Source organism: Thalassolituus sp. UBA2009 (assembly GCF_002335285.1).
GTDB lineage: Bacteria > Pseudomonadota > Gammaproteobacteria > Pseudomonadales > Oceanobacteraceae > Venatoribacter > Venatoribacter alkanivorans.
In genome coordinates this window covers 25,685-50,659 of record NZ_DDCJ01000139.1, presented here as the reverse complement: position 1 = coordinate 50,659, position 24,975 = coordinate 25,685, and the positions used below count along the sequence as shown (strand labels likewise).

Here is a 24,975-nt window from a genome sequence, read left to right as displayed (position 1 = left end):
TCGTGTGCTGAGCTCGTTCAGCAAACAGGCCAAAGGCGTGTCCGGGCTGGAAGACGTGGCCCGGCAGAAAGCCGCGCGTGAAGTTGCCAAGCTGATTGGTGATGAACTGGCGGTAGCGCTGGTGGATAAAATCCGCTGATGGATACGATTTGCTGATGGCTACAATTTGCTGATAGTAGCGATTGTTGCGCAATAAAAAAGAGCCTCGGTTGAGGCTCTTTTTTTGTCTGGCGTTTGTTACCGCTTTGCGGCTTCGGCTCAGTTAAGCCAGCGGGTCAGCTGATAATCCTTGGAGAACTCCAGCATAAATTCCAGTTTTGGAATCAGTCCCAGCTGACGGACTTTTTCCAGAGCAATTTTATGATTGCTGGTCGCAGTTTTTGGAATCAGCTGCTCCAGTTCATCAAAAATCCGAGCAAAGCGTTTCATATTGTCGGCGCTGGCAATAAACCAGAAATCCGAAAGTCCTTCGTTGGTTGTCGGAAAACCACGTTCATAGCGGAAAAATTTATCCGGATGGCTGAACGTTTTTTCTTCGGGAATCACCTTGCCTAAGGTATCGCGGAAACCAACCCAGCGGCCTGCGTAGAACTTCTCCGGGTCCAGCCGGGAAAAATCGATATCGGCAAACAGTGACATGTCAAAGCGACTGACCATGATAAAGTCGTAGCGGACACCGTTTTCTTCTTCGTACTGGCCAACCAGATCGACAGCCCGTTTAAAGGTTGCCCTGCGGCTGTAGATGTTATTTACGCGGTAGAGCTCGCGGGTCTTTCCGCGTAACTTCTTCTTAAAGTCTTTAAAACGCTCGCCAAGCGTTGGCGTAAAAAAGACTTCACTGTTCTGGAAGAGCGCTTTGCGCGGCTGATAGATTTCTTTCAGCTGATCGGCAACATCCACACTCCAGCTATGCATAAAGACGTCACAATTATTGATGCCGAGTATGTGTTGCTTGTACAGATCACTCTCGGCTTCAAAGGTGACTTCCAGTCCACCGTGTTTAAAGTTCTTACCTGCGGCCAGTCCATGCAGGCAGAAAGCAACTTTAGGTTTATCAGACATTCTTGTCTTCCTGTTGATATAAGTAAGCACGCAGAGCGCTTATTTTACCGGCTTGCCATTGAATAACATCGGTGCCGATATAGCGCTGATCGTCGATCTGCAGTTCAAACTCGATCACGGATTTTTCGCCATCGACCAGAATGTTTTTCTCAATGAAATTGATCTTCTTCACTGAAGCAAAAAGCCCGGTCAGAAAATCGCGGATGGCCGCTTTTCCACTGAGATTGACGCCTGGGTCAATGAGAGTGGCATCGTCATCGAAGAAGTTCATAACGGAGTCAAGATCCATCGCATGGAATGCATGGACATAAGCGCGGGATTTCTCTTCGATAACATGACGCGACAATGTGATGTCGTGTTCGAATACTTTAATCGAATGGGAGTCGTAAAAATTATAGTAAACGCCGCCTGCCAGGGGTTTTGCCAGAACAGTCTGGCCAGCCAGAATCATTTCGTTGATGGTCGAGGATACAAAATACTGACCATTGATCTGATTCTGTTTGCGGATAACGCTTTTGGCCGCTTCGATAAAATCCCGCGCTTGGCGGAAGTAGAAAAAGCCGGCCATGGCATGGCGGCTGATCGGCAATTTCTCTGAGGTCTGCCGTACTTCCGCGCGTTCGTTGAGAAGCGCGTAAGACCATTTAGGGTGAACGGATTCAAAGGTCAGCACGCCAGCGTCAGCTTTGCTTTCGCGGTAGAAAGCCAGAGCGGCACTGATATCTTCGCTCAGGTGATGGTCGGCCGAGGAAATGATCAGCTCGTCATCGGCATTCATCGTATCCAGAGCAAGCAGGCAGGTACAGAGTGCGCCACCGGTATCTCCATTGATGTCGATGATGTCGTATTCGCCGGGTACAACAATTTTGATGATGGCATCGAGCGACAGTGCTTTCCGTTCAATTTTCGGCACCATGAAAATAAAACGGGCATCGCTGCCAAGGCCGGCAAAAGGAGTCAGAGCATGTTCGAGCAGCGTCTTGCCTGCCACTTCGGTCAGAATTTTCGGGTAAATCCCGCCGGCAGAGGCTTCGTAAAGACCTGCGCCGCTCATTGGAATAATAATATTCATGCTGCGCCCTCGATTTCAGAGATCCGGTTTCTGATGTTGTCGTAGGTGACATCAAAAACAGAATCCACCTTCATTACGTGAGCCTGGCTTGCATAGGCGGCTTTCAGACCGTTTTCGTTATCTTCCACAATCAGACACTGCTGCGGATTTAATCCCAGCCGGGAGATAGCCAGGTTGTACATTTCCGGGTCCGGCTTGCCTTTGGAGACATCTTCATTGGAAATGAAAAATTCAAGGTAAGGTTTCAGATGCGCCTGATCCATCATAACGGCAACGGAGTTGCGGATGGAGTTAGAGGCAACGGCTAACTTGTAACCTTGTTTGCTCAGGGATGACAGCGCATATTCATGGTGAAACATCGGCCGGCACAGGTTGTTGACCATTTCCATGGTGTACTGCTGTTTCAGCTCATTAATAAAATCATGTAATGACCGTGGCAGACCTTTCTCCCGTGACAAAATATTCAGCTTGTCGCGCGTGGGTAGGCCATCGTAGGTGATCTCATGTTCGGGACGGGTAATTTCATAACCGAACAGACGCAGTGCTTTATTCAGTGCTTCGTAATGCCAGTCTTTGGCATCAATCAGTACGCCGTCCATATCGAAGATGACGGCCTTAATAACCTTAGTCAAAACGGAAGTACCTCTCTGCCTGTTCCGGAATATCCGTACACAGAATTAAATGATCGCTCTCCAGCAGCTCGCCGGGGAGGTTACGCAGTTCTGACCATTCGTCGTTAACATCGCGGCGGTGTAATTCCGGAGAAACGATGCAGACCTTTTTACCGGCAGACAGCCACTGCTGTAACTGACCGGCATCAATGTTCAGTCGCTGAAAACCATCGAGCCATACTCCCTGGGCCTGCTCCAGCAGAACGCCCGGTGTTTCGTATTCACTGGCACGCAGAAATGTGGTCAGGCCGTTGCGCAGATATCCCAGCGTGTCAGGTAATGACATGTCGAACATAAAATAGTTTTCGATACCATGCTGCTGCAGACTCTCGGCCACGGCAGTCTGCAGACCATCGGCCTTAACGTTTAAGGCCAGGCACGGGCGCTGATCGTAACGCAGATATATTTCCAGCAGCTCGTCGAACGTCAGTTCTGTACCGTTCGGCATATCGTGGCTGATCATCAGTTTCCCGGCGCAGTCACGGATATCTGTTTCCGTACCGTATCCCATGGAAAAAGAACGGTGGAACGCTGCGACGGTATTTTTTTCTGTGGCGTCGAGCCAGTAGCCCCGGTGAGAAATAATCTGCATGCGATTCTCTTATGATCAGAAGTTAATTGCCTGCTGGTAGACCGGCAGTGATTTGAACAGATCCAGATCACTCGGAATACCTAAGCCGTACATGCCATCAGCTTCGCGGCCAATGTTGTACACACCAATATTGGCGTTTTCTTCGCGGTACATATAGGTGTAAACCGGAGCGACATAAAACTCGCCATTAGAGCGCTCATTATTGGCAATCATTTTGTCGGCCTTGGCGACGAAGTCTTTGCCATGGCGGTAGTTATAAATGCCAACGGTTGCTTCATCGGAGACGACAATTTTTTCGACCACTTCAGAAACCCGGCCGTTGTCTTCTACGCGGGCGTAAGACCATTTCGGGTCGTCGGCTTTCATCGTCATTATCAGGCCATCAAGCGCCTGATCATCCATGTAATTCAGATAATCGTTAATATCCACATCAACCCACTGGTCAGAATTGGCAATCATCAGCGGGTCGTCGTTGTTGATGTAATCCCGTGCTTCAAGAACCGTACAGGCGGCACCTTCGGTGATGCCATCAATACCAATAACAACAGCCCCCGGAGCCCAGCTGCACAGTTTGTTCTGCAGATCGTAGTCGGCCAGATGCTGGTTCTGGCAGATAAAAATAAAACGGTGGTCGCAGGAGGGTTTGAGGTTGTTGATCACAACTTCAATCATGCGTTTACCCGACAGCGGAATCAGGGGTTTAGGATCGGTATAACCTTCTTTGGCGAAACGACTGCCACGCCCTGCCATTGGGATAACAATATTCAGCATCAGGCATTCTCTTCCAGATATTTATCGTTCAGTGCCCCCGGCAGTTTGACTACCGTGGTGATGGTGTCTTCCAGAGCTTCAAAATCGGTGTACTCACCGGGCACAATACGGATGATTGAACCCGCTCCGTATTCCTGACCTTTCATCCGTGCCCGTCCGGAGACGATAACCGTGATTTCGGTGGCGATTTTGTGGCAATGGCTGGCTTCTTTATCACCAGCCTTAAAATGCTGTACGGCGACTTCAACATCCGTGGTTTTGTAGAGTGTTGGTTCGAAGCCGCCGACAAACCAGCCGCGTACCATATCTTCCAGTTTAAAGCTGTCCATAAAACTCCCCGTTGTTGCGGATTAGCGCTGCGCCAGCGCTGTTTTCGCCCGTGCCGCGGCGGCACGTACCTGATCCGGTGCGGTGCCACCAATATGGTTACGCGCCGCGACCGAGCCTTCCAGTGTCAGTACATCAAAGACGTCAGCGGTGATTTCAGTGGAAAACTGCTGCAGTTCTTCCAGTGTCATTTCGCTCAGGTCTTTGCCGGTTTTCACGCCGTAGCCAACCGCTTTACCGACGATTTCGTGGGCGTCACGGAACGGGATACCTTTGCGCACAACATAATCGGCGAGGTCGGTGGCGGTGGAGAAACCACGCATTGCGGCTTCGCGCATATCGTCTTTGCGGGCAATCAGGTTGGGCGCCATATCGGCGAAGGCACGCAGGCTGTCGCGCAGGGTGTCGACGGTGTCGAACAGCGGTTCTTTGTCTTCCTGATTGTCTTTGTTGTAGGCCAGCGGCTGCGATTTCATCAGCGTCAGCAGACCAACCAGATGGCCGTATACGCGGCCGGTTTTACCGCGTACCAGTTCCGGCACGTCGGGGTTTTTCTTCTGCGGCATGATGCTGGAGCCGGTGCAGAAACGGTCCGGCAGATCGATAAAGCGGAACTGGGCAGAGGCCCACAGCACCAGCTCTTCGGAGAAGCGCGACATGTGCATCATGATCAGCGATGCGGCGGAGCAGAATTCGATAGCGAAGTCGCGATCGGATACAGAATCCAGGCTGTTTTCGGTCGGCGCGTCAAAGCCCAGCAGCTCAGCGGTGTAATGACGGTCGATCGGGTAGGTGGTGCCGGCCAGTGCTGCAGCACCCAGCGGCAGCTGGTTCATACGCGCACGGCAGTCCTGCAGACGGGCGTAATCGCGCTCGAGCATGGCGTTCCAGGCCAGCAGGTGATGACCAAAAGTCACCGGCTGCGCAGTCTGCAGATGGGTGAAGCCCGGCATAATGGTGTCGGCTTCTTTTTCTGCCAGCTCCACCAAGCCCTGCTGCAGGCGGGTCAATTCGGCGCTGATGACGTCGATTTCGTCACGCAGGTAGAGGCGGATATCGGTGGCTACCTGATCGTTACGGGAACGGCCGGTGTGCAGCTTCTTACCGGTGATGCCGATCTTTTTGGTCAGTGCCGCTTCGATGTTCATGTGCACGTCTTCCAGTGCCACCGACCATTCGAAGTCACCGCGCTCGATTTCGATACGCACTTCTTCCAGACCGCGGATGATGTCATCGCGTTCCTGTGCGGTCAGTACGCCGACTTTGCACAGCATTTTGGCGTGGGCGACGGAGCCCTGAATGTCCTGACGGTACATGCGGCGGTCAAAGTCCACCGATGCGGTGTAGCGCGCAACAAAAGCGTCGGTCGGTTCGGAGAAGCGCCCGCCCCAGGATGCATTGGTGGATGATTGATCAGACATGAGTACCTCAAACTGGTGCATGAATCGGAAATGGCGCGGATTATAACCATTGCGGCAGCGCTCTGTCCCTGTTTTGCCGCCATTCAGCGTTTGCAGGCTTGCCCTGTTGCAGTACTGGCGACAGACTTAGGCTCCGCGCCAGTTCAGGAATCATCACTTTGTCAGCCAGCCATTCAACATCCTCTTCTGCCCGTGGACAGCAGGCGCTGCTGGAAGCCTTTTTCCTGCCTGACCTGTGCAACACCCGTGCGGTGATTATTCTGCTGGCGCTGAGCGAAGCGTTGGTGCTGGCGCTGACGCTGGTCGAGAGCGGTTTGCCGCAATTTTCCTGGCAGCGTTTTACCGTGGTGTCGTTCTTTGTGCAGTGGGTTTGTCTGCTGTCGGTGGCGATACTGTGTCAGCTGCGGGTTTTGCTGGCGCGGTTAACGGCGATGTCGGCCTCGCTGGTGGCACTGCTGGTGATCGAGCTGGTAACGCTGGGGGTTAGTCTGATCGGCGAGTGGTTATGGCCCCTCGACCGTACTTACACCGACTGGCCCTGGGTACTGCGTAACCTGCTGATTGCCGGCGTCTTCGGCGCCATGGCGATGCGTTATTTCTATGTGCAGAGCCAGTGGCGGCTGAAAACCCAGGCCGAGCTGAAATCGCGGCTGGCGGCACTGCAGGCCAATATCCGCCCGCACTTCTTTTTTAACACCCTGAATACCGTAACCTCGCTGATCAGTGTCGATCCGGATAAAGCCGAACACCTGCTGCTTGATCTGGCGCAGCTGTTCCGCGCGGTGCTGAATAACGATGATGCACAGATCCCGCTGGCACAGGAAATCGAACTGGGTCGCCGTTATCTGGGTATTGAGCAGGTGCGGCTGGGCAATGAGCGCCTGCAGGTGAACTGGAAGTTGCCGCAGCCGTTACCGGCGGCGCTGAAAGTACCGCAGTTACTGCTGCAGCCATTGCTGGAAAACGCGGTTTACCATGGCATTCAGCCGAGTATCAGCGGTGGCTGGATTGAGGTTGAGCTGGCACAGGAAGGCCAGGCGGAAGATAACGGCGCCTGGTGGCTGACTATCCGCAACAGCAAACCTGAGGGCAGTGGTGAAGCGGGTAACCGTCTGGCGCATAATAATATCCGCGCCCGGCTGGCCGCACTGGATGAACAGGCGCGGCTGGAAGTTGACGATCTGGGCGGGGAATATATTGCCCGTCTGCGTTTGCCGCAGGCTGCGGCGGATGGTGTAACAACCGTTAAGGGAAGTGTATGACCTATCGTGTTCTGCTGGTGGATGATGAGCCTCTGGCGCGGGAGCGCATGAAGCGCTTGTTGCTGGAACACCACGATTTTGTCTGTGCCGGAGAAGCCGGGAACGGCGATGAAACGCTTGCCTGGCTGCGTATGCATCGGGCCGATCTGGTGCTGCTCGATATTCAGATGCCCGGCCGCAACGGCCTGGATACCGCCGCCGCGATACAGGAATTGCCGCAACCACCGCTGGTGGTGTTCTGCACCGCTTATGACGAACACGCGCTGCAGGCCTTTGCCGTGAAAGCCATCGACTATCTGCTGAAGCCGGTGCGCAAAGAAGACTTATGCCGCGCGCTGCAGCGCGCCAGTGAATGGCTGGCACAGAGTGGCGCGCAGGCGGATAACGAAGCCACCGCGACCGCCGCCCGTCCCGCCGGCAGCCGCACCCATCTGAGTGCGCGTACGCACAATGGCCTGCAGCTGATTCCGCTGGAAGAGGTGTTTTATTTCTACGCCGATCAGAAATACGTCAACGTCCATCACGAAGGCGGCGAAACCCTGATCGACGATTCCCTGCGTCAGCTCGAAGACGAATTCCCCGGTCTGTTTGTGCGCGTACACCGCAGCGCACTGGTTGCGCTTAACCGCATCGAACGCCTTGAAGCCCTGAACAGCGGTGGTCACAAGGTGTATTTACGCGGCCTGGCTGACGGCGTTCCGGTCAGTCGCCGGCATCTGCCGGATGTGCGGCGGGTGATGAAGGAGCTGTAGAGGCTTAAGTTTTAGCCGCTGATCCCGCTGTGTTAAGCTGCGCCAACTTTTGCTGAGCAGTTAGTTAATCTTCTCACCGGATAGCTGACCCCCATCTATTTATGGAATACCGATGCAAGCAATCATTAAACTTTTGCGGCCTCATCAATATATAAAAAATGGCTTTGTTCTGGTTGGACCTTTATTCGCCCACCAGTGGGATATTCCGACACTCAGCAGCGCATTATTGGCGTTTGTCGCCTTCTGTTTTATGGCCAGTGCCGTGTACGTGCTCAATGATCTGATGGATATCGAGGCTGACCGTGCGCACCCGGTTAAACGCAGCCGGCCATTACCAAGCGGAAAAGTGTCGCCTGCAATGGCTAAGGGCCTGTTTGTATTACTGGTTGCCAGTTCTCTGGTAACGGCTGCCTTCGTCAGTTTGGAAGCACAGTGTTTCACCGCGATTTATCTGCTGCTTAATGTGCTCTATTCATGGCGCCTGAAGCACGTTGTTATTCTCGATGTTTTCATTATTTCTGCGGGTTTTATGTTGCGGATTCTGGCCGGTACTCTGGGTCTTGGGATTACTCCTTCAGCCTGGCTATTGCTCTGCGGCTTGATGGTCACGCTGTTTCTCGGTTTTGCCAAGCGCCGCGCAGAGTTACTGATGCTGGAGAACAGTGGCGCCGATGGTAATCAGACCCGCCGGGTGCTGGATGACTACAGTCCGGCGATGCTGGAGCAGTTTATCGCGGTGACGGCTGCCTGCACGGTACTGTCCTACGGACTTTATACGGTGTCTCCGCAGACAACGGCACTGCATGGCAGTGACAGTCTGATCTGGACTCTGCCTTTTGTTATTTATGGCATTTTCCGTTATCTGTTCCTGCTGCATCATCAGGCCAAAGGAACGGACACGGCAAAAGATCTGCTGACGGACGGACATTTGCTCCTGACCGTGTTTTCCTGGATTGGCGTTACTTTGTGGGTGTTGTCGTGACCGCGGGTTACTTTGCCGGATGGCGTTTCCGCGCATTAATTATCTCAGTGGTTGTGGCTGTTGGTGGCTATCTTGTTATCTCACTGTATTCGGGATGGCAGGATGTTGTGGAGGCTTTCTGGAAAATCGGCCTTCCCGGAACCCTGATCGCGCTGGCACTGTCCCTGTTGAATTACGGCCTGCGTTTTATCCGCTGGCAAATGTATCTTGAATCCATGGGGCATAAGGTTGCCTGGCGCCCCAGTCTGCGTATTTATCTCAGTGGCTTTGCTTTAACCACCACTCCTGGCAAGGCCGGAGAAGCTTTTCGTGGCGTTTTGCTCAAGCAGCGCGGAGTGCCGCTGCCTGCAACGCTGGCAGCTTTTGTCAGTGAGCGGTTGTCTGATCTTATTGCCATTGTGCTGCTGACTTTGCTGGGACTGAGTCAGTACCCCCAGGCTCAGAATCTTGTGCTGATTGGCATTGTCGCAATTCTCGCCATGCTTGTGGCCCTGTCCAGCCGTCGTTTTCATTCTCTGTTGCTGAAGCGCAGCGAAACCTATAGCGGACGCTTTGAGGGTGCATTCAGGGCCGGTGTCGCTTTACTTAAAGATGCGCACAACTGTCATTCGCCATGGCTGTTATGTATTGCAACCCTGTTGAGTGTTGTAGCCTGGGGAGGCGAAGCTCTGGCCTTTTACTGGGTATTGCAATGGTTAGGCAGTGATATATCGCTGTCGTTTGCCGTCTTTATTTATGCATTGTCGGTTCTTGCCGGTGCCATCAGTTTTCTGCCTGGCGGTTTGGGGAGCGCGGAAGCCGTGATGATTTCCTTACTGGTACTTAAGGGTATGACGATGCCGGTAGCGATTGCTGCGACGGTGTTTATTCGTCTGGCAACATTATGGTTTGCCGTATTTATCGGTCTTGTTGCCCTGATCCGCAGTCGTCATGGCGAAGCTCTCCCGGATGAGAATAACGGGGAAGTGTTATGACCGGGCAATCATGGAACCGTATCCCCAGTATCCAGCCACAACAGCGACTCTGGTTGTCTTCTCGATCTGAGCTTGCGGCGGTTCTGAGTGATCAGTCTGGTGCTGCACTTGCCTACGGTAATGGTCGCAGTTATGGCGATGTTTGCCTGACGGAGGGCTCGCAGCTGATGTGCAGGGGGCTGGATCGTTTTATCCGGTTTGACAGGCAAAATGGTGTCTTATGTTGCGAAGCCGGGGTGACTCTGGCCGAGGTTCTGGCGCTTACCGCCCCGCAGGGATGGTTTTTACCCAGCACCCCCGGTACCCGTTACGCAACAGTCGGTGGTGCACTGGCTAACGATGTACATGGCAAAAACCACCATGTAGAAGGTAGCTTCGGCCACCATGTCAGGGCTTTTGAGCTTGTTCGCTCGGATGGCAGCAGACTGGAGTGCCGCCCTGATCAAAACGAAGCCTTCTTTGCTGCTACGATCGGAGGTCTGGGCCTTACCGGTCTGATCAGCTGGGTTGAATTACAGCTGATGCCTATCCGTAATGAATGGATGTGGGCGGAATCGGTCCGCTTCCGTAATCTGGACGAGTTCTGGGAGCTTAATGCGGCTGCCGAAGCTAATAGTCCTTATGCGGTCGCCTGGATTGATTGCCTGTCGAAGGGTAATAGTCAGGGACGTGGGATTCTTTTAACCGCCGATCACGCCGGAATGCGTACGGATCTCCCTGTCTTTCGTGAGAAAACCAAAAGAGTGCCTTTCGATCCACCACTTTCTCTCGTTAACCGCCTGAGTCTTACCGCTTTTAATGCTTTGTATTACCGCCAGCCAACCAAGCCTCAGGGCGGGCTGATGCATTATGTGCCTTATTTTTATCCGCTTGATGCAATTGGTGACTGGAACCGGATATATGGCCGGCGTGGTTTTTATCAGTATCAGTGCGTTATTCCGCCAGAGGCTTCTGCGACTGCAATCGCGGAGTTACTGAATGCAATTGCACGCAGCGGGCAAGGATCATTTCTGGCGGTGCTGAAAACCTTTGGCGACCGGCCGGCAGCAGGCATGCTGTCCTTTCCGCGTCCGGGAGCAACACTGGCACTGGACTTCCCCGATAAAGGTGAGCGGACATTGCGTCTGTTTACCGAACTGGATGCCATTGTGACCTCTGCTGGTGGTGCTTTGTATCCGGCAAAGGATGCGCGTATGCCTGCGTCATTGTTCCGCTCGGGATTTCCGCAATGGGAGCGGTTTTCAGAATATATCGATCCGGCTTTTTCATCTCATTTCTGGCAACGGGTTACGTTATGAACCGACTAAAACGCGTCCTGATTCTTGGGGCAACTTCGGCAATTGCCGAACAGACAGCACGGCAATTAACTGCTCAGGGAGCTTCTCTCTATTGCATTGGCCGTAACGAACAGAAACTGCAGGCGATACTGGCCGATCTTCAGGTTCGCTGTGGCGGTGATCAGAAGGTTGCAGGTATCAGCTCTGATCTGACAGACAGCAGTGGACATGAAAACCTAATCGCTGAAGCTGAGCGGGAGTTAGGAGGGCTGGATGCTGTACTTATTGCTCATGGCAGCTTGCCGGATCAGGCGGCGTGCGAGCAATCAGTCGCTCTTACGCTGCAGGAAATTGAGTTAAACGCTCTGAGTGTTATCAGCCTGCTTACCATTTTGGCAAATCGTTTCGAAAAGCAGCAGCAGGGTGTTCTGGCGGTAATCAGCTCGGTTGCCGGTGACCGGGGACGACAGAGTAATTATGTTTATGGTGCGGCGAAAGGCATGGTGACTCTGTTTATGCAGGGTTTGCGTAATCGCCTGTCTAAAAGCGGTGTCAGTGTGGTGACCATCAAACCAGGTTTTGTTGATACCCCGATGACGGCCGGCTTTGATAAAGGCGGCCCGCTCTGGGCTAAGCCGGAAACCATCGCCAGAGGGATTATTAAAAGTATGCAGAAGGGCAAGGATGAAGTTTATCTGCCCTGGTTCTGGGCTGGCATTATGCTCATCATTCGTAGCATTCCCGAACGTATTTTTAAACGGCTTTCCCTGTAATGAATAACACGCCAGTTGCGTTTTTTGACTTTGACGGGACCCTGACCCGTCGTGACACAATGCTGCCTTTCCTGCGTCAGTACGTGGGTAACTGGCGGTTTTTCTCTGATTTGTTGCTGCTCAGTCCGGTATTACTGGGTTATGTGGCGAAACTTATTCCGAATGATGTGGCGAAGCAGAAGGTTCTTAGACGCTATCTTGCTGAGCATCGTCAGGATGCTTTATATGCCGAGGGTTGTTCCTTTGCCAGGACAGGTATTCCGGCACTGCTGCGTCCGGAAGGAATGGAAAAGCTTGCATGGCATCAGGGGCAGGGACATGAATGCGTATTGGTCAGTGCATCGCTGGATATTTACCTGCGCGCGTGGACTGATTCTCAGGGAATGGGGCTTCTTTGCTCGAAACTGGCAGTAGATGCTGAGGGGTGCGTATCAGGCCGACTGGATGGAAATAACTGTTATGGGCCGGAAAAAGTAGTCCAGGTTAAAAACTGGCTGAATGGACGTACGCCGGAGCGTATTTATGCATACGGTGATACCAGTGGTGATTTGCCTTTACTGAACTTCGCTGATGAAGGTTGGTTATGGCGTGGCAAGGCGTTTATTCGCATTAAGTAGAATTCGCGGAGAAAAAAGGAAGATGAAAGCATTGGCAAAATTGCTGCCGCACCAGCATGACAAGACGCTTTTTTATTGGGCAATGCTGGCGTCTTTTATCATTGTCGCATTGCGGATTTTTGTCGCCGATTATCAGATTGATTGGGATGAGGAGCTGTATTTCCAGATTGCCAAAGGCTGGTCTGATGGTCTGGTTCCGTACCGGGATATTTTCGATCATAAGCCTCCGCTGCTATACGTTTATTATTCTCTGTTTTCCGGCTTTGGCAGCTCATTTGCTTTGCTGCGTATTCTGCAGGCGCTGCTGCTGCTTTATGCCCTGATGTACACTTGGAATCATTTTCGCGAACGTCTGAGTATCCTGTTTGTACCGGTTATGCTTGCTCTTTTTTCTGCCAAGGGACTGACCGGAACGAATTCAGAACTCATTTATATCCCCTTCATCCTGTTTGCATTTGTTTTCCTGTTACGTGGCCAATGGCTGGCTGCTTCTCTGGCTGCTGCGCTGGTTGTGGGAGTCAAATATACAGCTGCACTGGACATTCTCGGTGTTGCAGTCACCGTCTGGTTGATGCAGAAACGCTGGCAGCCGGTGCTGCTGTTTGCCGTTGTGTCTGCTTCCGTTTTTCTGCTTGTACATGCATTGCTGTACATGTACTTCAATGGTTATGGTGTTGATGTCCTGTACGAGACGATTCTGCGTAACCTGCAGCACTCGGGGGGGGAGCGGAATCTGCTGAAAGTACCGTCTAAATTCTGGACGCTGTTAGTCGTGCTTATCCTGCTCTGTGGGGTGCGCATGAAAGAAGGTAGGCCGGATATTGATGTTCGTTTTACCGCCGGCTTGTTGATATGGGCAGTGTTGTCTTTTGTGCAGTCGCAGATAACCGGGCGGGGGTATTACCATTACTTCATACCGATCTTTATTCCGCTATGTCTGCTGACTTTCAGTTTTATACATGACTTGTCTGTAACCAAGACGCGTGTCATCGGATACAGCGTCTGCATCGGGGTTATGTTGTATGCCTTATCGCTTGGCAATATGTATTATCAGAAGCACCAGTCTGATTCGTCCAGACTTTCAGCTGCCTGTGAGCTGGACACTTTTCACTACGATGGCAAAAGCCTGTTCGTATATCGCTTATGTGACGTTCAGCCGCTGAAGTACATGTTTCCGCAGTTCTATAAATCGGAGCATTTTGAAAAGGTCTCCGGTTCCGGAGGATTACAGTGGTTGAATACGGTCGAGCGTCCCGTTGTATCTGATGATGGTAAAACCGTGCAGATTTTCCCTGATGGTCTGCGGTTTGCTGAGCACTATAAGGAACAGATTGCAGCAGAAACCCTGACATCAGGTAGATAGATAACAAGGGGCTGCTTTGTGTCATTGGGCAGACTGCCACCCGCTGGTATGATGCGGCATTACTTTCTGAATTCATTGTCAGGCCCGGTCTGACCCGCGTTAAGGAATGTCATGTCTGCCGTAACCACGCTCCGCATTGCTACCCGTAAAAGCCCGCTTGCCATGTGGCAGGCCGAACATATCAAGGCCCGTCTGGAAGCGCTGCATCCGGGGCTGGTGGTCGAGCTGGTGACCTTTACCACCCAGGGCGACAAAATCCTCGATGTGCCGCTGGCCAAAATCGGCGGCAAGGGCCTGTTCGTGAAAGAACTCGAAGTCGCGATGCTCGACGGCCGTGCCGATATCGCCGTGCACTCGATGAAAGACGTGCCGATGGAATTTCCCGAAGGTCTTGAGCTGGGCATTATCTGCGAGCGCGAAAACCCGCACGATGCCTTTGTCTCCAGCACCTATAAAAGCATTGATGAGCTGCCGCAGGGCGCGGTGGTCGGTACGTCCAGCCTGCGCCGTCAGTGTCAGATTCAGCAGCAGCGTCCGGACCTTATTATCAAAAGTCTGCGCGGTAACGTGCAGACCCGTCTGAGCAAGCTCGATGCCGGTGAGTTTGATGCCATCATCCTCGCCGCCGCTGGTCTGCTGCGTATGGAAATGCACGACCGCATTGCCTCTTTTATTCCTGCCGAACAATCGCTGCCAGCCGGTGGCCAGGGTGCCCTGGGCATCGAATGGCGGGCCAATGACAGCGCCATCCATGAGCTGTTAAAACCTCTGCACGATGATAAAACCGCCGCCTGTGTGCTGGCCGAGCGTGCCCTTAACCGTCGCCTGCAGGGTGGCTGTCAGGTGCCGATTGCCGCTTACGCCGAGCTGGATGGAAATGCGCTCAGCCTGCGCGGACTGGTCGGCAGCGTGGATGGCAAAACCATGCTGCGTACGGCGCAGAGCGGACTGGCCGCAGATGCCGAAGCCATGGGAATTGCGGCGGCTGAAGACCTGTTAGCTCAGGGCGCCGGTGCTATCCTGTCCGCCGTTTACGGCCATGACGTGAAGTAATGACCGTGGCCGCTGCTGTCCCCATCGTTGTTACCCGCCCGGACGGTCAGGCGGGTGGGCTGATCGCTGAGCTGAGTGCCCGCGGTTTTCCGGTACGCCACCATCCGCTGATTAACATAGTGCCGCTGGCCGACGACGAACAGGCGGTGGCCAGTGGTTTGCGCCAGCGTATTCTGGATATTGACCACTACAGCGCGGTGATCGCCATCAGTATGAATGCCGCTGCTATTGGTCTGGATTGGCTCGACCGTTATTGGCCGCAGCCGCCACTGGGTATACATTGGTGTGCGGTTGGGCCAAGTACCGCCGAAGTACTGCAGCGGGAAGGTTTCAGTGTGCATTCACCCGTGACAACCTACGACAGCGAAGGCCTGCTGGAGCTGCCGGTGATGCAGAGCGATGTGATTGCTGGCCGTAAAGTGTTGCTCTGGCGTGGTGTCGGCGGGCGCGAAAAACTGGCGTCAGAGCTGACTGCCCGTGGTGCCGAAGTCGATTACGCGGAGCTGTATGAGCGCCGTGAAATCGCCTGGAGCGCACAGCAATGGGCCGATACGCTGGCCGGTGAGCCGGTGCTGCTGCTGAGCAGCAATCAGGCGCTGGATATTGTTGAGCAACAGGTGCCCGATCTGGCTCAGCGCGTCAGTGCCATTATGTTGCCCGGTGAACGTCTTGCCGATCTGGCCCGCAGCCGCGGTTACCGCGAAGTGCTGGTGGCTGCCAGTGCCCGTGATGAAGATATGCTGGCTTGCCTGCAGCAGTGGCAAGTGTCAGCGCAGTAATTAAAAGGGCGTCAGGGCAACCGTCCGGCAGACAATAAAAACATTAACCATTGATACAGCAAAGGATTCCGACAGTGACCACAGAACAGAAGGGAACGGATAATCAGTCTGCCGCAGACGCCCCGGTTGCCAAGCCGGTAAAGGCCAAAGCCGCTAAGGAAAAGGCTCCTGCCAGCAGCGCGCAGCGCAATGGTCCGCACCCTCTGTCATGGATCAATCTGGTACTGATGCTGGGTCTGTTTGCCCTTGCGGCCTATGCCGGCTGGCTGAGCTGGGCGCAGCAGCAGAATACCGCCGCAGAGCTGGCGGTACTGCGTGACCGGGTGGATCAGGCGCAGAACAACGCGGCTGCCCTGAGCGCCAAAGAAGCCGAGCTGCTGGCGCAGGCCAAAGCCCTGAATGAACAGTCGGCACAGCTGCAGGAACAGGTCGCACACAATACCGACCGTCTGGGCAAGCTGCCGGGCGCTGAGCGCCAGGACTGGCTGCTGGCGGAAGCCGAATACCTGCTGCGTATGGCGAATCAGCGCTTACAGCTGGAGCGCGACTGGGATGGTGCGCTGAGTATGTTGCAGGCGGCCGACAACGTCCTGACCGAAACCCGTAATCCACGTCTTAACCCGGTACGCGCCACGCTGGCAAAAGAAATGCTGGCGCTGCGTACGGCACCGGCCATCGACCTGACCGGCGCCGTATTGCGGGTACAGGCGCTGCAGGAACAGATTACTCAGTTGCCGTGGATCCCCGACCGCCTGATCGCCGATCAGCCGGTTGCAGAAACGGCCTCTGCAGCCGATGAATCCGGCAATGCTACAGATACCACCACAGACAAATGGTGGCATGGAATCACCAGCACGCTGCAGGGCGTTATCCGTATCCGTGAACGCAGTGCACCGGTAGCGGCGCCACTGACGCCGGATCAGCAGTATTACCTGCAGCAGAATATGCACCTGATGCTGGAGCAGGCGCAGGTAGCACTGCTGCGTCAGCAGGCTGACCTGTACCAGCACAGCCTTAAGCGTGTTGCCGGTTGGCTGCAGGATTACCTGATTATCGATGATGAACGTACCCGTGCCGCTCATGCTGCGCTGAAGGAGTTGCAGCAGTGGAACGTTGCCCCGGCGTTGCCGGATATCAGCCGCTCGCTGCAGCAACTGCAGAGCCTGGTTGAACAGCAGCGCCGTGGTACGGTAATGCCTGCAGCTGCGGACGCGGAGGATGCGGCATGAGGGTATGGCTGCTGTTGCTGATTATTACACTGGGGCTGGGCCTGATGATCGGCACCCTGGTAAGAATGGACACCGGCTATGTCTTGCTCAGCTGGAATAATTACACGGTGGAAACCAATATCTGGGTTTATATTGGCCTGACGCTGCTGGCCATGATCGCGATGTACGCCCTGCTGCGCTTCAGCCTGTTGTTGCTGGGCAGCGACTGGCGTTTTAACGAATGGCGCCGCCAGCGCCGTAACCAGCGTGCCCGCCGGCAGACCACTCGCGGCCTGCTGAGTCTGGCGCAGGGTCAGTGGCGCCGTGCAGAACGCTTGCTGACCCTGAGCGCCGACGATTCAGATACGCCGTTAATCAACTATCTGGCCGCTGCCCGCGCGGCTTACGAGCAGGGCAAAATGGAAGCCGCCGATGAATGGCTGAAAGCCGCCAGTCAGAGCACCAAAGGCGCCGAGCTGGCCGTTGGCCTGACCCAGGCTGAGCTGCTGAATTCGCGCGGCCAGAAAGAACAGGCGCTGGCGGTGCTGTTACGCCTGCGTCAGAAACATCCGAAACATGCTTATCTGCTGAAACTGCTGGTAAAAACCTATCTCGACCTGCAGGACTGGGTGGCGCTGCATGAGCTGCTGCCGCTGCTGCGCAAAGCCACCAAAATTCCGGCCGACAAGATCAAAGAGCTGGAAGAGAACGTTCATCTGCAATTGCTGGAACGGGCGGTGCGCGGCCATAGCCAGCGTCCGGGGCAGGGCGTGGCGGAGCTGAAGCGCCTGTATCACGATATCCCGCGCCAGCTGCGTTATTCGCTGCCGATCACCCGTCGCTATATTGAGCTGCTGATCGAGCAGAACGAAGAAACGCTGGCCGAGCATGAGCTGCGCAATGCACTGAAATACGTCTGGCACGATGAGCTGATCAGCCTGTACGGCACGCTGAAAGGCGAAGACGCCAGCCGCCAGCTGTTGTTTGCTGAGCAGCAGTTGCAGGAGCGGCCGAACGATCCACAACTGCTGCTGATTCTGGGTCGTCTGGCATTGCGCCTTAATGACCTCGACAAGGCACAGGAATACCTGCAGACCGGTCTGCGTATCAAAGGCCTGCCGGAGTTGCATGCGGAAATGGGTAAGGTGTTGCTGGCCGAAGGGAATGAGTCCCGCGCCTGTGAGCACTTTCAGCTGGCGCTGCGTTAACTGAGGACGATGCGGCCGGTCACTGACCGGCCGTTATTGTTCTGGCGTTATTCCAGCGCCAGTTGTTTACCCGCGGCGCGGCGTTCCGCCTGCCATTCACTCAGGCTTTGCGCGGCCTCGTTGCCCGGCAGGCGGGCCAGAATTTCAAAGAAATCCTCGTGCAGATTGCTCTGCAGAATCTCGTTACGCGGACGGCTGCGTACCACATACACGCTTTGTACGTTCTGATGGTCAAAGGCGCGCCATTCCTGTTCATCCTTGAGGCTGCTGTAGCGGTGGCCTTCCAGCGCTTTGATCAGCTTGCCGGTGTTCAGTGAGCCGGCACGTTCCGCGGCAGCCTTAAACTGATAGACGATGTTGTAGGCCGATGCCGCAGAGCTTGACGGATAAGCGCCGTATTTAGTCACGAAGACTTCAACAAAGGCTTTGCCTTGCGGATAGTCGTAGCGGTAAGGCACCTGCCAGCACCAGGGCACAGCCCCGATAACGCCTTCCATAATGCCGGAACCGGCCGACTTGGCCATGCCCAGGGTCAGGTTGGGTACGATGATGGTCATCTTGTCTTTCAGGCCCATCTGCTGAGCAGCATGCAGCGCCAGCGCCATATCATCACCAAACTGCACCAGCATCAGTACATCGGCACCGGAGTCGCGCGCGGCTTCCAGTGCGGTGCGCATATCACCGTCACGTGGACGCGGATAAGTTACACGCACGCCAGGGTGAGCACTGGTATCGGTGGTTTTGGTGAAGGTGCGCAGTGACTCTTCGGTCGACCAGCCCCAGCTGTAATCGGCGGTCAGATAAAACAGCTTTTTGCCCTGCAGGCTGTCATTCAGATAAGACGCCAGTGCCTTGGCCGCCATGTGCGCATTATAGGTTTCGCGGAACATGTGTTTATGCCCTTCGGCACCGGTGGTTTCGTTGGCGTAGGTCAGGGTGCCGAAATAGAGCAGATCGTGTTTGGCAGCCTGTTTACCGGCAGCAATGGCCACCGCACTGGATGAACCGCCAAACAGCATGGATACATTCTGCGCGGCGAGAGCATCGACGTTTTCGACGGCTTTATCGGGTTTAGAGGCGGAGTTGGCGGTCAGCAGTTCAACCGGGCGGCCAAGGATACCGCTGCCGGCATTGAGTTCTTCGATGGCCAGTAAAGCGCCGCGCGCCTGAGCCAGGCCCTGTTCTTTATAGCGCCCGCTGGAGGGATAGTTGAGACCGAGTTTTACGCTGTCACCGGCGGGTGCGGCCTGAATGGCCTGTGGCATGGCAAATGGCAGTGCCAGCAGCAGGCAGATGGTGGTGCGGAAGAATGCAGCGGGCATAGGGCTCTCTCCTGAAAGTCAGCCCGCTATCATCCTCCCGCATGGCATAAATGACTTTTAACCATTGGTCGGATAGACGAACGTCTGCGACATGAACGGCCGCAATCTGTGCCTGCGGCCGTTCATGTATAAGGCTACCAGCTCATTTCGCCGGTCGCGACTTTAGCGCTGATCGTCAGGCCGTCGTCTGCCGGAAGCTGAGGGTAGGCTTGCGTCATTGCTTTGATCAGGTCTGCTGAGGTGTGTGCTGTGGCCAGCTCTGCCTCAAAACGCAGGATATAGTCACGGGTAAACTGAACGGCGGAGGCTCCCTCTGGTTCCGCGCCGTGAAAATGTCCGGGTACCACCCGTTCAGGCTGCAGGGCCAGCAATCCGTTCAGGGTTGAAAGCCATTGCGCACGGGCAGCCGGCGTCTGGCTGTCGGCCATCCATACGTGCAGACCACTGTGAATAGCCACGCCGCCCAGTGCGGTTTTCAACGATGGAATCCAGATAAAAGCGCTGGGGGTGTTCATTGCTTTTATCTCTATGCTTTCGCCTTCCAGTGTCAGCTGGTTACTGGTCATTACCTTTGGCACCGTCAGCGTCTGCGGCGCTGCATCGGCGAGTATTGGGCCCCAGTAGGCGAGCTTGGCATCTTTGGTTTTAACAATATGATCCACCACGTGCTGGCTGGCCATCACTCTGGCCTGAGGGTAGGCCGCCAGAACAGGCTCAAGACCAAAATAGAAATCAGGATCACCGCCGCTGATAAAAATGGTCGTCAGAACTTTGCCACTGGCTTTGATCAGTCCGGCCAGCTTCTGGCCATTGTGCACATCAAACTGAGCATCGATCAGGATGGCTTCTTTTTCACCGCTTATCAGGGTCGAGGTGACCGGGAATACGGCCTGCTCGCCGGGATTGTAAACCTGAACGCTGAGTGCCCCCGCGTTTGTTATGTTGCTCAGCAGGGCGGTTGCCAGTGTCATAAAAGCTAAGAGTTTGTTCATGGTTGTTTCTCTGACTGGAAAGAGTGAATGGAGCCAGTCTATTGAATCAAATCAGTATCAAATACAGCATAATGGTGACTTCACTATTGCATAATCCGGACATATCTATGGATCGACTGACAGCGTTGCAGGTCTTTGTTGCGGTGGTTGAGCGGGGCAGCCTGAGTGCGGCTGCTGAATGGCTGGATATGTCCCGGGCCATGGTGTCGCGCTATCTGGCCGAGCTGGAAGAATGGATGGGAGCGCGGCTGCTGCACCGCACAACCCGACGCCAGAGCCTGACGGCAACGGGGGAAGAAGCCCTGCAGCGTGCGCGTGGCATGCTGGCTTTGGGTGAAGAGATGGCGCAGCTCGCTAACCATGAGGGCGAGGCGCCACGCGGACAATTGCGGATCACCTGCAGCTATTCACTGGCGCATGCGGTGTTGATGGATGCGGTGCATGAGTATCTGGCTCGCTGGCCGGGAACCGCGATAGAGATTCTGCAGCTGGACCGCACCGTGAATCTGGTGGAAGAAGGGATTGATCTGGCGTTGCGCATTACCAATGATCTGGACCCGAATCTGGTGGCACGCAGGCTGGGTGTCTGCCGTTCTGTGGTGTGCGCCAGTCCGGCTTATCTGCAACAACAGGGGACTCCGCAACAGGTCGCGGATCTGTCCCGCCATAACTGTCTGACCTATACCTATTTTGGCAAAAGCCTGTGGCAGTTCCGGGGAGCGGAGGGGCCAGAGTCAGTGGCGGTGAGTGGTAATCTGAGTGCCAACCAGTCGAATCTTCTGCTGCACAACACCCTGCTTGGCGGTGGTATCAGCCTGCAGCCAGTGTGGTCTGTGGCTGATTATCTTGAGCGTGGTGAGCTGGTGGCATTGCTCAGCGATTACGAGCCGGTACAGCTCGGCATTTACGCTGTGTATGCCACCCGTAAGCAGATGTCGCCGCTGCTGCGCAGTTTTCTCGATTTTCTGGTGACCAGGCTGAATGATGAGCGCTGGTCTGACCAGAAAGCCGGTTAACTGCGCCTGACGAGGCAGGAATCAGGCAACGTCTTTATGCCAGTGTACATCCATCTGCGGGAACGGAATCTCAATGCCTTCGGCATCAAAGCGCAGCTTGATGCTTTCGGTCAGCTGGAAGCGTACATCCCAGTAGTCTTCGGCTTTTACCCAGGGGCGCACGATAAAGTTCACCGAGGAATCGGCCAGCTCGGAGACGGCAATTTTATAGGCCGGATCTTTCAGCACTTTGTCATGGTCTTTGACCAGTTCTTCCAGAATGCTCTTCGCTTTTAACAGATCGGAGCCATAGCTGATGCCGATCACCATATCGATCCGGCGCGTCGCTTCTTCGGAGTAGTTGATCATGGTGTTACCGAACACATTGCCATTTGGCACGGTGACGACTTTGTTGTCCGGGGTTTTCAGACGGGTGCTGAAAATAGTGATCTTATCCACCGAGCCGGCCACGCCGCCCACTTCAACATAATCACCCAGCTTGAACGGCCGGAACACAATCAGCATTACGCCGGCAGCAAAGTGTGACAAAGAATCCTTCAGCGCCAGGCCAACGGCCAGACCGGCGGCACCGAGCAGGGCAACCAGTGAGGTGGTATCGAGCCCGAGTTGTGACAGCGCAAAAACAATAACCAGCAGCACCAGTGTGCTGTTCATCACCGTGGCCAGAAAGCTGATCAGAATCGGATCGAGGCGGGCGCGCTCAAGCGCTTTGGTGGTGGTACGGGTAACAAAGCCCGCCAGCATGCGGCCGATAATAAAAATCAGCAGCGCCAGTACTATCTGTGTACCCCAGGGCAGAATATAGGTTTCCCATAACTGCTGCGGATTAATGGTGAAGGTCCAGTTCATATAAGCTCCTGATTGGCAGGTAAGGGGATAGTTGATCGTTAGTCGCGTGGTGCATAGGCAAAGACATCGGAGTGCATATTGGCACGGGTCAGGCCCAGCGGTGCCAGCTGATCGAGGGTGCCGTACACCATATTAGGTGAGCCGCAGGCGAACATCTGTACCTGGCTCAGATCGGCAAAGTCTTCGTGAATCACCTGATAAATCCAGCCGGCGCGGCCATGCCAGCCTTCGCTCTGCTGTTCGATAATCGGGTGGTAATGAAAGTTCGCATGCTGTTGTGCCCACTGCAGGGGCAGGTTGGCCAGATAGAAGCCTTCAGCTCCACGATTGGACCAATACAGGTGAATTTCCTGCTGTGGATTCAGCGCCAGCGCGCCTTCGATCAGGGCTTTAATCTGTGAGAAACCACTGCCGGCCGCCACCATGACCAGTGGCTGATCTTTGTGCTGCTGAATAAAGAGTTTGCTGATAAAGCAATCGCCCGCCGGCAGAGTGACGCGCGCTACGACGGCGTCGCGCAGGAAGTTAATAATGCGCAGGGCGTTGTCGCTGCTGTTGGCAATATGCAGTTCGATCTTACGCGGGTCGGTGTTGTTCATGCTGCCCGGTGCGCAGGCGATGGAGAACGGCACCTGCTCTTCGTTACCCTGTTCGTCGCGCACGTGCAGCAGCAGGTACTGGCCGGGCCAGAAATCGGCGCTCTTGCCGGCCGGGGTGAGTAATTCTATGCGCCAGATATCATCGCCCAGCAGTTCCACGGCAGGAATCTGACAGGCCAGGCTGACCTGTGGCTTGTGGTTGGGGGCGTAAACATCGGCCATATATATCTCAACATCGGTCTGGGGTTGGGCGACGCAGCATAATACCTGATTGTCTTGCTCAAGTATGGTCTGACCCAGAGAGTTGCGAAAGCTGAACGCTCCGGCAAGCCTTTCCCCCTGACAGATCTGGCAGATCGCGTTTTCGCAGCTGACCGGCACGATCACGCCCTGCTGCAGCGCGGCCTCGGCGATGGTCTGATCCGGGGCACAGCGGATACGCGCCCCGGATGGCCGGAAGGTGACGGTATGGAGCGTCATAACCCCAGCTGATCCCAGATTTCGTCGACCTTATTTTTCACGTCCTGATCCATCACGATCGGCGTGCCCCATTCACGGCTGGTTTCACCCGGCCATTTGTTGGTGGCATCCAGACCCATCTTCGAGCCCAGGCCCGATACCGGCGAGGCAAAGTCGAGGTAATCAATCGGCGTGTTTTCAATCAGCGTGGTGTCACGTGCCGGGTCCATACGGGTGGTGATGGCCCAGATCACGTCTTCCCAGTTGCGGGTGTTTACGTCGTCGTCCACCACGATCACAAACTTGGTGTACATAAACTGGCGCAGGAACGACCATACGCCCATCATCACGCGCTTGGCATGACCCGGGTATTGTTTCTTCATGCTCACCACCGCCATGCGGTAGGAGCAGCCTTCCGGCGGCAGATAGAAGTCGACAATTTCCGGAAACTGCTTCTGCAGAATCGGCACAAAAACCTCGTTCAGCGCCACGCCGAGAATGGCCGGCTCATCCGGCGGCCGGCCGGTGTAGGTGCTGTGGTAAATCGGGTCTTTGCGGTGGGTAATGCGCTCGACGGTAAATACCGGGAACTCATCGACCTCGTTGTAATAGCCGGTGTGGTCACCGAATGGCCCCTCAGGTGCCATCTCGCCCGGATGAATCACCCCTTCGAGTACGATTTCGGCCGAGGCCGGTACCAGCAGATCGTTGCCGATGCTTTTTACCAGCTCGGTTTTGCTGTCGCGCAGCAGGCCGGCAAAAGCGTATTCGCTCAGGGTATCCGGCACCGGCGTGACGGCACCGAGAATGGTGGCCGGGTCGGCACCCAGCGCGACAGTCACCGGGAAGGGTTCGCCCGGATGGGCCTTCTGCCACTCAAGAAAATCCAGCGCGCCGCCACGATGGCTGAGCCAGCGCATAATCACCTTGTTTTTCGCGATCACCTGCTGACGATAAATACCTAAATTGTGGCGCTCTTTATGCGGCCCTTTGGTAATCACCAGCGGCCAGGTAATTAACGGACCGGCGTCGCCGGGCCAGCAATGCTGTACCGGAATTTTGCTCAGATCGACGTCGTCGCCTTCGAGCACCACATCCTGACAGGGCGCCTTACGCACTTCTTTCGGCCCCATCGACAGCACTTTTTTGAAGATCGGCAGTTTTTCCCAGGCGTCTTTCATGCCCTTGGGTGGCTCAGGTTCTTTTAAGAACGCCAGCAGCTGACCGATATCGCGCAGCGCTTCCACCGACTCTTCACCCATGCCCAGCGCCACCCGTTTCGGCGTGCCGAACAGATTGGCCAGAACCGGCATGTCATAACCTTTGGGATTTTCAAACAGCAGCGCCGGACCGCCGGCACGCAGCACACGGTCGGCGATTTCGGTCATTTCCAGATGCGGATCAACCGGATAACGGATGCGTTTCAGTTCGCCACGTTTTTCCAGTGATTTAATAAAGTCGCGCAGGTCGGTGTATTTCACAGGCACTTCCACAGGCTTTTCAACTGCCGGGCATCATACCAGAGATGCTCCGGATATGACCTGACCGCCCGGCTCCTTTATAATCGCCGGCCA

25 protein-coding genes are annotated in these 24,975 nt (G+C 54.9%); 13 read left to right on the top strand and 12 right to left on the bottom strand.

The features are described from left to right. Nucleotides 1-258 precede the first annotated feature (258 nt). The 7 genes from B3P58_RS16675 to argH are packed head-to-tail and all read right to left on the bottom strand — an operon-like array spanning nucleotide 259 to nucleotide 5,916. A complete protein-coding gene (locus tag B3P58_RS16675) occupies nucleotides 259-1,062 on the bottom strand; it encodes a hypothetical protein (protein ID WP_286719168.1) in 804 nt (267 codons plus the stop codon). Next, the gene (locus B3P58_RS16670; protein WP_286719166.1) at nucleotides 1,055-2,134 is read right to left on the bottom strand and encodes a nuclear transport factor 2 family protein; all 1,080 of its coding nucleotides are present in this window, start codon (nucleotides 2,132-2,134) and stop codon (nucleotides 1,055-1,057) included. Before B3P58_RS16670 ends, B3P58_RS16675 begins: the two co-directional genes overlap by 8 nt. Then, complete coding sequence (locus B3P58_RS16665; RefSeq protein WP_145467237.1) at nucleotides 2,131-2,766, bottom strand: HAD family hydrolase; 636 nt, start codon at nucleotides 2,764-2,766, stop codon at nucleotides 2,131-2,133. Before B3P58_RS16665 ends, B3P58_RS16670 begins: the two co-directional genes overlap by 4 nt. Further along, nucleotides 2,759-3,397, bottom strand: a complete 639-nt coding sequence (locus B3P58_RS16660; protein WP_286719164.1) for a hypothetical protein — start codon at nucleotides 3,395-3,397, stop codon at nucleotides 2,759-2,761. The genes B3P58_RS16665 and B3P58_RS16660 overlap by 8 nt, the downstream gene beginning before the upstream one ends. Before the next feature lie 15 nt (nucleotides 3,398-3,412). Then, the gene (locus B3P58_RS16655) at nucleotides 3,413-4,168 is read right to left on the bottom strand and encodes a glycosyltransferase family 2 protein (RefSeq protein WP_145467233.1); all 756 of its coding nucleotides are present in this window, start codon (nucleotides 4,166-4,168) and stop codon (nucleotides 3,413-3,415) included. After that, nucleotides 4,168-4,497, bottom strand: coding sequence for a hypothetical protein (locus tag B3P58_RS16650; RefSeq protein ID WP_286719162.1), 330 nt, complete (start codon nucleotides 4,495-4,497; stop codon nucleotides 4,168-4,170). The genes B3P58_RS16655 and B3P58_RS16650 overlap by 1 nt, the downstream gene beginning before the upstream one ends. Nucleotides 4,498-4,518: 21 nt before the next feature. Next, nucleotides 4,519-5,916 (bottom strand): argininosuccinate lyase, encoded by a 1,398-nt coding sequence (argH, locus tag B3P58_RS16645; RefSeq protein WP_145467229.1) that lies wholly within the window; start codon nucleotides 5,914-5,916, stop codon nucleotides 4,519-4,521. 158 nt (nucleotides 5,917-6,074) lie between these two features. On the opposite strand from argH, the gene B3P58_RS16640 reads away from it, so the two are divergent. From B3P58_RS16640 to B3P58_RS16585, 12 genes are all read left to right on the top strand, one after another. Beyond that, on the top strand, nucleotides 6,075-7,178 hold the full coding sequence (locus B3P58_RS16640; protein ID WP_145467227.1) for a sensor histidine kinase: 1,104 nt from the start codon (nucleotides 6,075-6,077) through the stop codon (nucleotides 7,176-7,178). Further along, complete coding sequence (locus B3P58_RS16635; RefSeq protein WP_145467225.1) at nucleotides 7,175-7,930, top strand: LytR/AlgR family response regulator transcription factor; 756 nt, start codon at nucleotides 7,175-7,177, stop codon at nucleotides 7,928-7,930. Before B3P58_RS16640 ends, B3P58_RS16635 begins: the two co-directional genes overlap by 4 nt. A gap of 112 nt (nucleotides 7,931-8,042) precedes the next feature. Further along, nucleotides 8,043-8,912 (top strand): decaprenyl-phosphate phosphoribosyltransferase, encoded by an 870-nt coding sequence (locus B3P58_RS16630; protein WP_260997976.1) that lies wholly within the window; start codon nucleotides 8,043-8,045, stop codon nucleotides 8,910-8,912. Then, on the top strand, nucleotides 8,897-9,886 hold the full coding sequence (locus B3P58_RS16625; RefSeq protein WP_260997977.1) for a lysylphosphatidylglycerol synthase transmembrane domain-containing protein: 990 nt from the start codon (nucleotides 8,897-8,899) through the stop codon (nucleotides 9,884-9,886). The genes B3P58_RS16630 and B3P58_RS16625 overlap by 16 nt, the downstream gene beginning before the upstream one ends. After that, entirely contained in the window at nucleotides 9,883-11,184 is a 1,302-nt protein-coding gene (locus B3P58_RS16620; protein ID WP_260997978.1) for an FAD-binding oxidoreductase, read from the top strand. The genes B3P58_RS16625 and B3P58_RS16620 overlap by 4 nt, the downstream gene beginning before the upstream one ends. Beyond that, nucleotides 11,181-11,936 (top strand): SDR family oxidoreductase, encoded by a 756-nt coding sequence (locus tag B3P58_RS16615; protein ID WP_260997979.1) that lies wholly within the window; start codon nucleotides 11,181-11,183, stop codon nucleotides 11,934-11,936. Before B3P58_RS16620 ends, B3P58_RS16615 begins: the two co-directional genes overlap by 4 nt. Continuing rightward, the gene (locus tag B3P58_RS16610; protein WP_260997980.1) at nucleotides 11,936-12,553 is read left to right on the top strand and encodes an HAD-IB family hydrolase; all 618 of its coding nucleotides are present in this window, start codon (nucleotides 11,936-11,938) and stop codon (nucleotides 12,551-12,553) included. Before B3P58_RS16615 ends, B3P58_RS16610 begins: the two co-directional genes overlap by 1 nt. After that, on the top strand, nucleotides 12,507-13,916 hold the full coding sequence (locus B3P58_RS16605; protein ID WP_286719153.1) for a hypothetical protein: 1,410 nt from the start codon (nucleotides 12,507-12,509) through the stop codon (nucleotides 13,914-13,916). Before B3P58_RS16610 ends, B3P58_RS16605 begins: the two co-directional genes overlap by 47 nt. A gap of 111 nt (nucleotides 13,917-14,027) precedes the next feature. Then, nucleotides 14,028-14,969, top strand: coding sequence for a hydroxymethylbilane synthase (hemC, locus tag B3P58_RS16600; protein WP_286719151.1), 942 nt, complete (start codon nucleotides 14,028-14,030; stop codon nucleotides 14,967-14,969). A gap of 5 nt (nucleotides 14,970-14,974) precedes the next feature. Further along, nucleotides 14,975-15,748, top strand: coding sequence for a uroporphyrinogen-III synthase (locus B3P58_RS16595; RefSeq protein WP_286719149.1), 774 nt, complete (start codon nucleotides 14,975-14,977; stop codon nucleotides 15,746-15,748). Nucleotides 15,749-15,822: 74 nt separating this feature from the next. Continuing rightward, nucleotides 15,823-16,977 (top strand): uroporphyrinogen-III C-methyltransferase, encoded by a 1,155-nt coding sequence (locus B3P58_RS16590; protein ID WP_286719147.1) that lies wholly within the window; start codon nucleotides 15,823-15,825, stop codon nucleotides 16,975-16,977. Beyond that, complete coding sequence (locus tag B3P58_RS16585) at nucleotides 16,974-18,164, top strand: heme biosynthesis HemY N-terminal domain-containing protein (RefSeq protein WP_286719146.1); 1,191 nt, start codon at nucleotides 16,974-16,976, stop codon at nucleotides 18,162-18,164. The genes B3P58_RS16590 and B3P58_RS16585 overlap by 4 nt, the downstream gene beginning before the upstream one ends. A gap of 47 nt (nucleotides 18,165-18,211) precedes the next feature. Here the strand turns inward: B3P58_RS16585 and B3P58_RS16580 are convergent, their stop codons facing one another. Together B3P58_RS16580 and B3P58_RS16575 are read right to left on the bottom strand one after the other, a co-directional pair. Further along, nucleotides 18,212-19,486: a substrate-binding protein gene (locus B3P58_RS16580; RefSeq protein ID WP_286719145.1), complete on the bottom strand. Its 1,275-nt coding sequence runs from the start codon at nucleotides 19,484-19,486 to the stop codon at nucleotides 18,212-18,214. 134 nt (nucleotides 19,487-19,620) lie between these two features. Further along, nucleotides 19,621-20,478, bottom strand: a complete 858-nt coding sequence (locus B3P58_RS16575) for an MBL fold metallo-hydrolase (RefSeq protein ID WP_286719144.1) — start codon at nucleotides 20,476-20,478, stop codon at nucleotides 19,621-19,623. Nucleotides 20,479-20,585: 107 nt separating this feature from the next. On the opposite strand from B3P58_RS16575, the gene B3P58_RS16570 reads away from it, so the two are divergent. Continuing rightward, nucleotides 20,586-21,494 (top strand): LysR family transcriptional regulator, encoded by a 909-nt coding sequence (locus B3P58_RS16570; protein WP_286719142.1) that lies wholly within the window; start codon nucleotides 20,586-20,588, stop codon nucleotides 21,492-21,494. 21 nt (nucleotides 21,495-21,515) lie between these two features. Here the strand turns inward: B3P58_RS16570 and B3P58_RS16565 are convergent, their stop codons facing one another. The 3 genes from B3P58_RS16565 to ubiD are packed head-to-tail and all read right to left on the bottom strand — an operon-like array spanning nucleotide 21,516 to nucleotide 24,882. Continuing rightward, nucleotides 21,516-22,343 (bottom strand): mechanosensitive ion channel family protein, encoded by an 828-nt coding sequence (locus tag B3P58_RS16565; RefSeq protein ID WP_145467211.1) that lies wholly within the window; start codon nucleotides 22,341-22,343, stop codon nucleotides 21,516-21,518. Nucleotides 22,344-22,381: 38 nt separating this feature from the next. After that, nucleotides 22,382-23,422: a 2Fe-2S iron-sulfur cluster-binding protein gene (locus B3P58_RS16560; protein ID WP_225691335.1), complete on the bottom strand. Its 1,041-nt coding sequence runs from the start codon at nucleotides 23,420-23,422 to the stop codon at nucleotides 22,382-22,384. Beyond that, the gene (gene ubiD, locus B3P58_RS16555) at nucleotides 23,419-24,882 is read right to left on the bottom strand and encodes a 4-hydroxy-3-polyprenylbenzoate decarboxylase (protein ID WP_145467207.1); all 1,464 of its coding nucleotides are present in this window, start codon (nucleotides 24,880-24,882) and stop codon (nucleotides 23,419-23,421) included. The genes B3P58_RS16560 and ubiD overlap by 4 nt, the downstream gene beginning before the upstream one ends. Nucleotides 24,883-24,975: the final 93 nt, after the last annotated feature.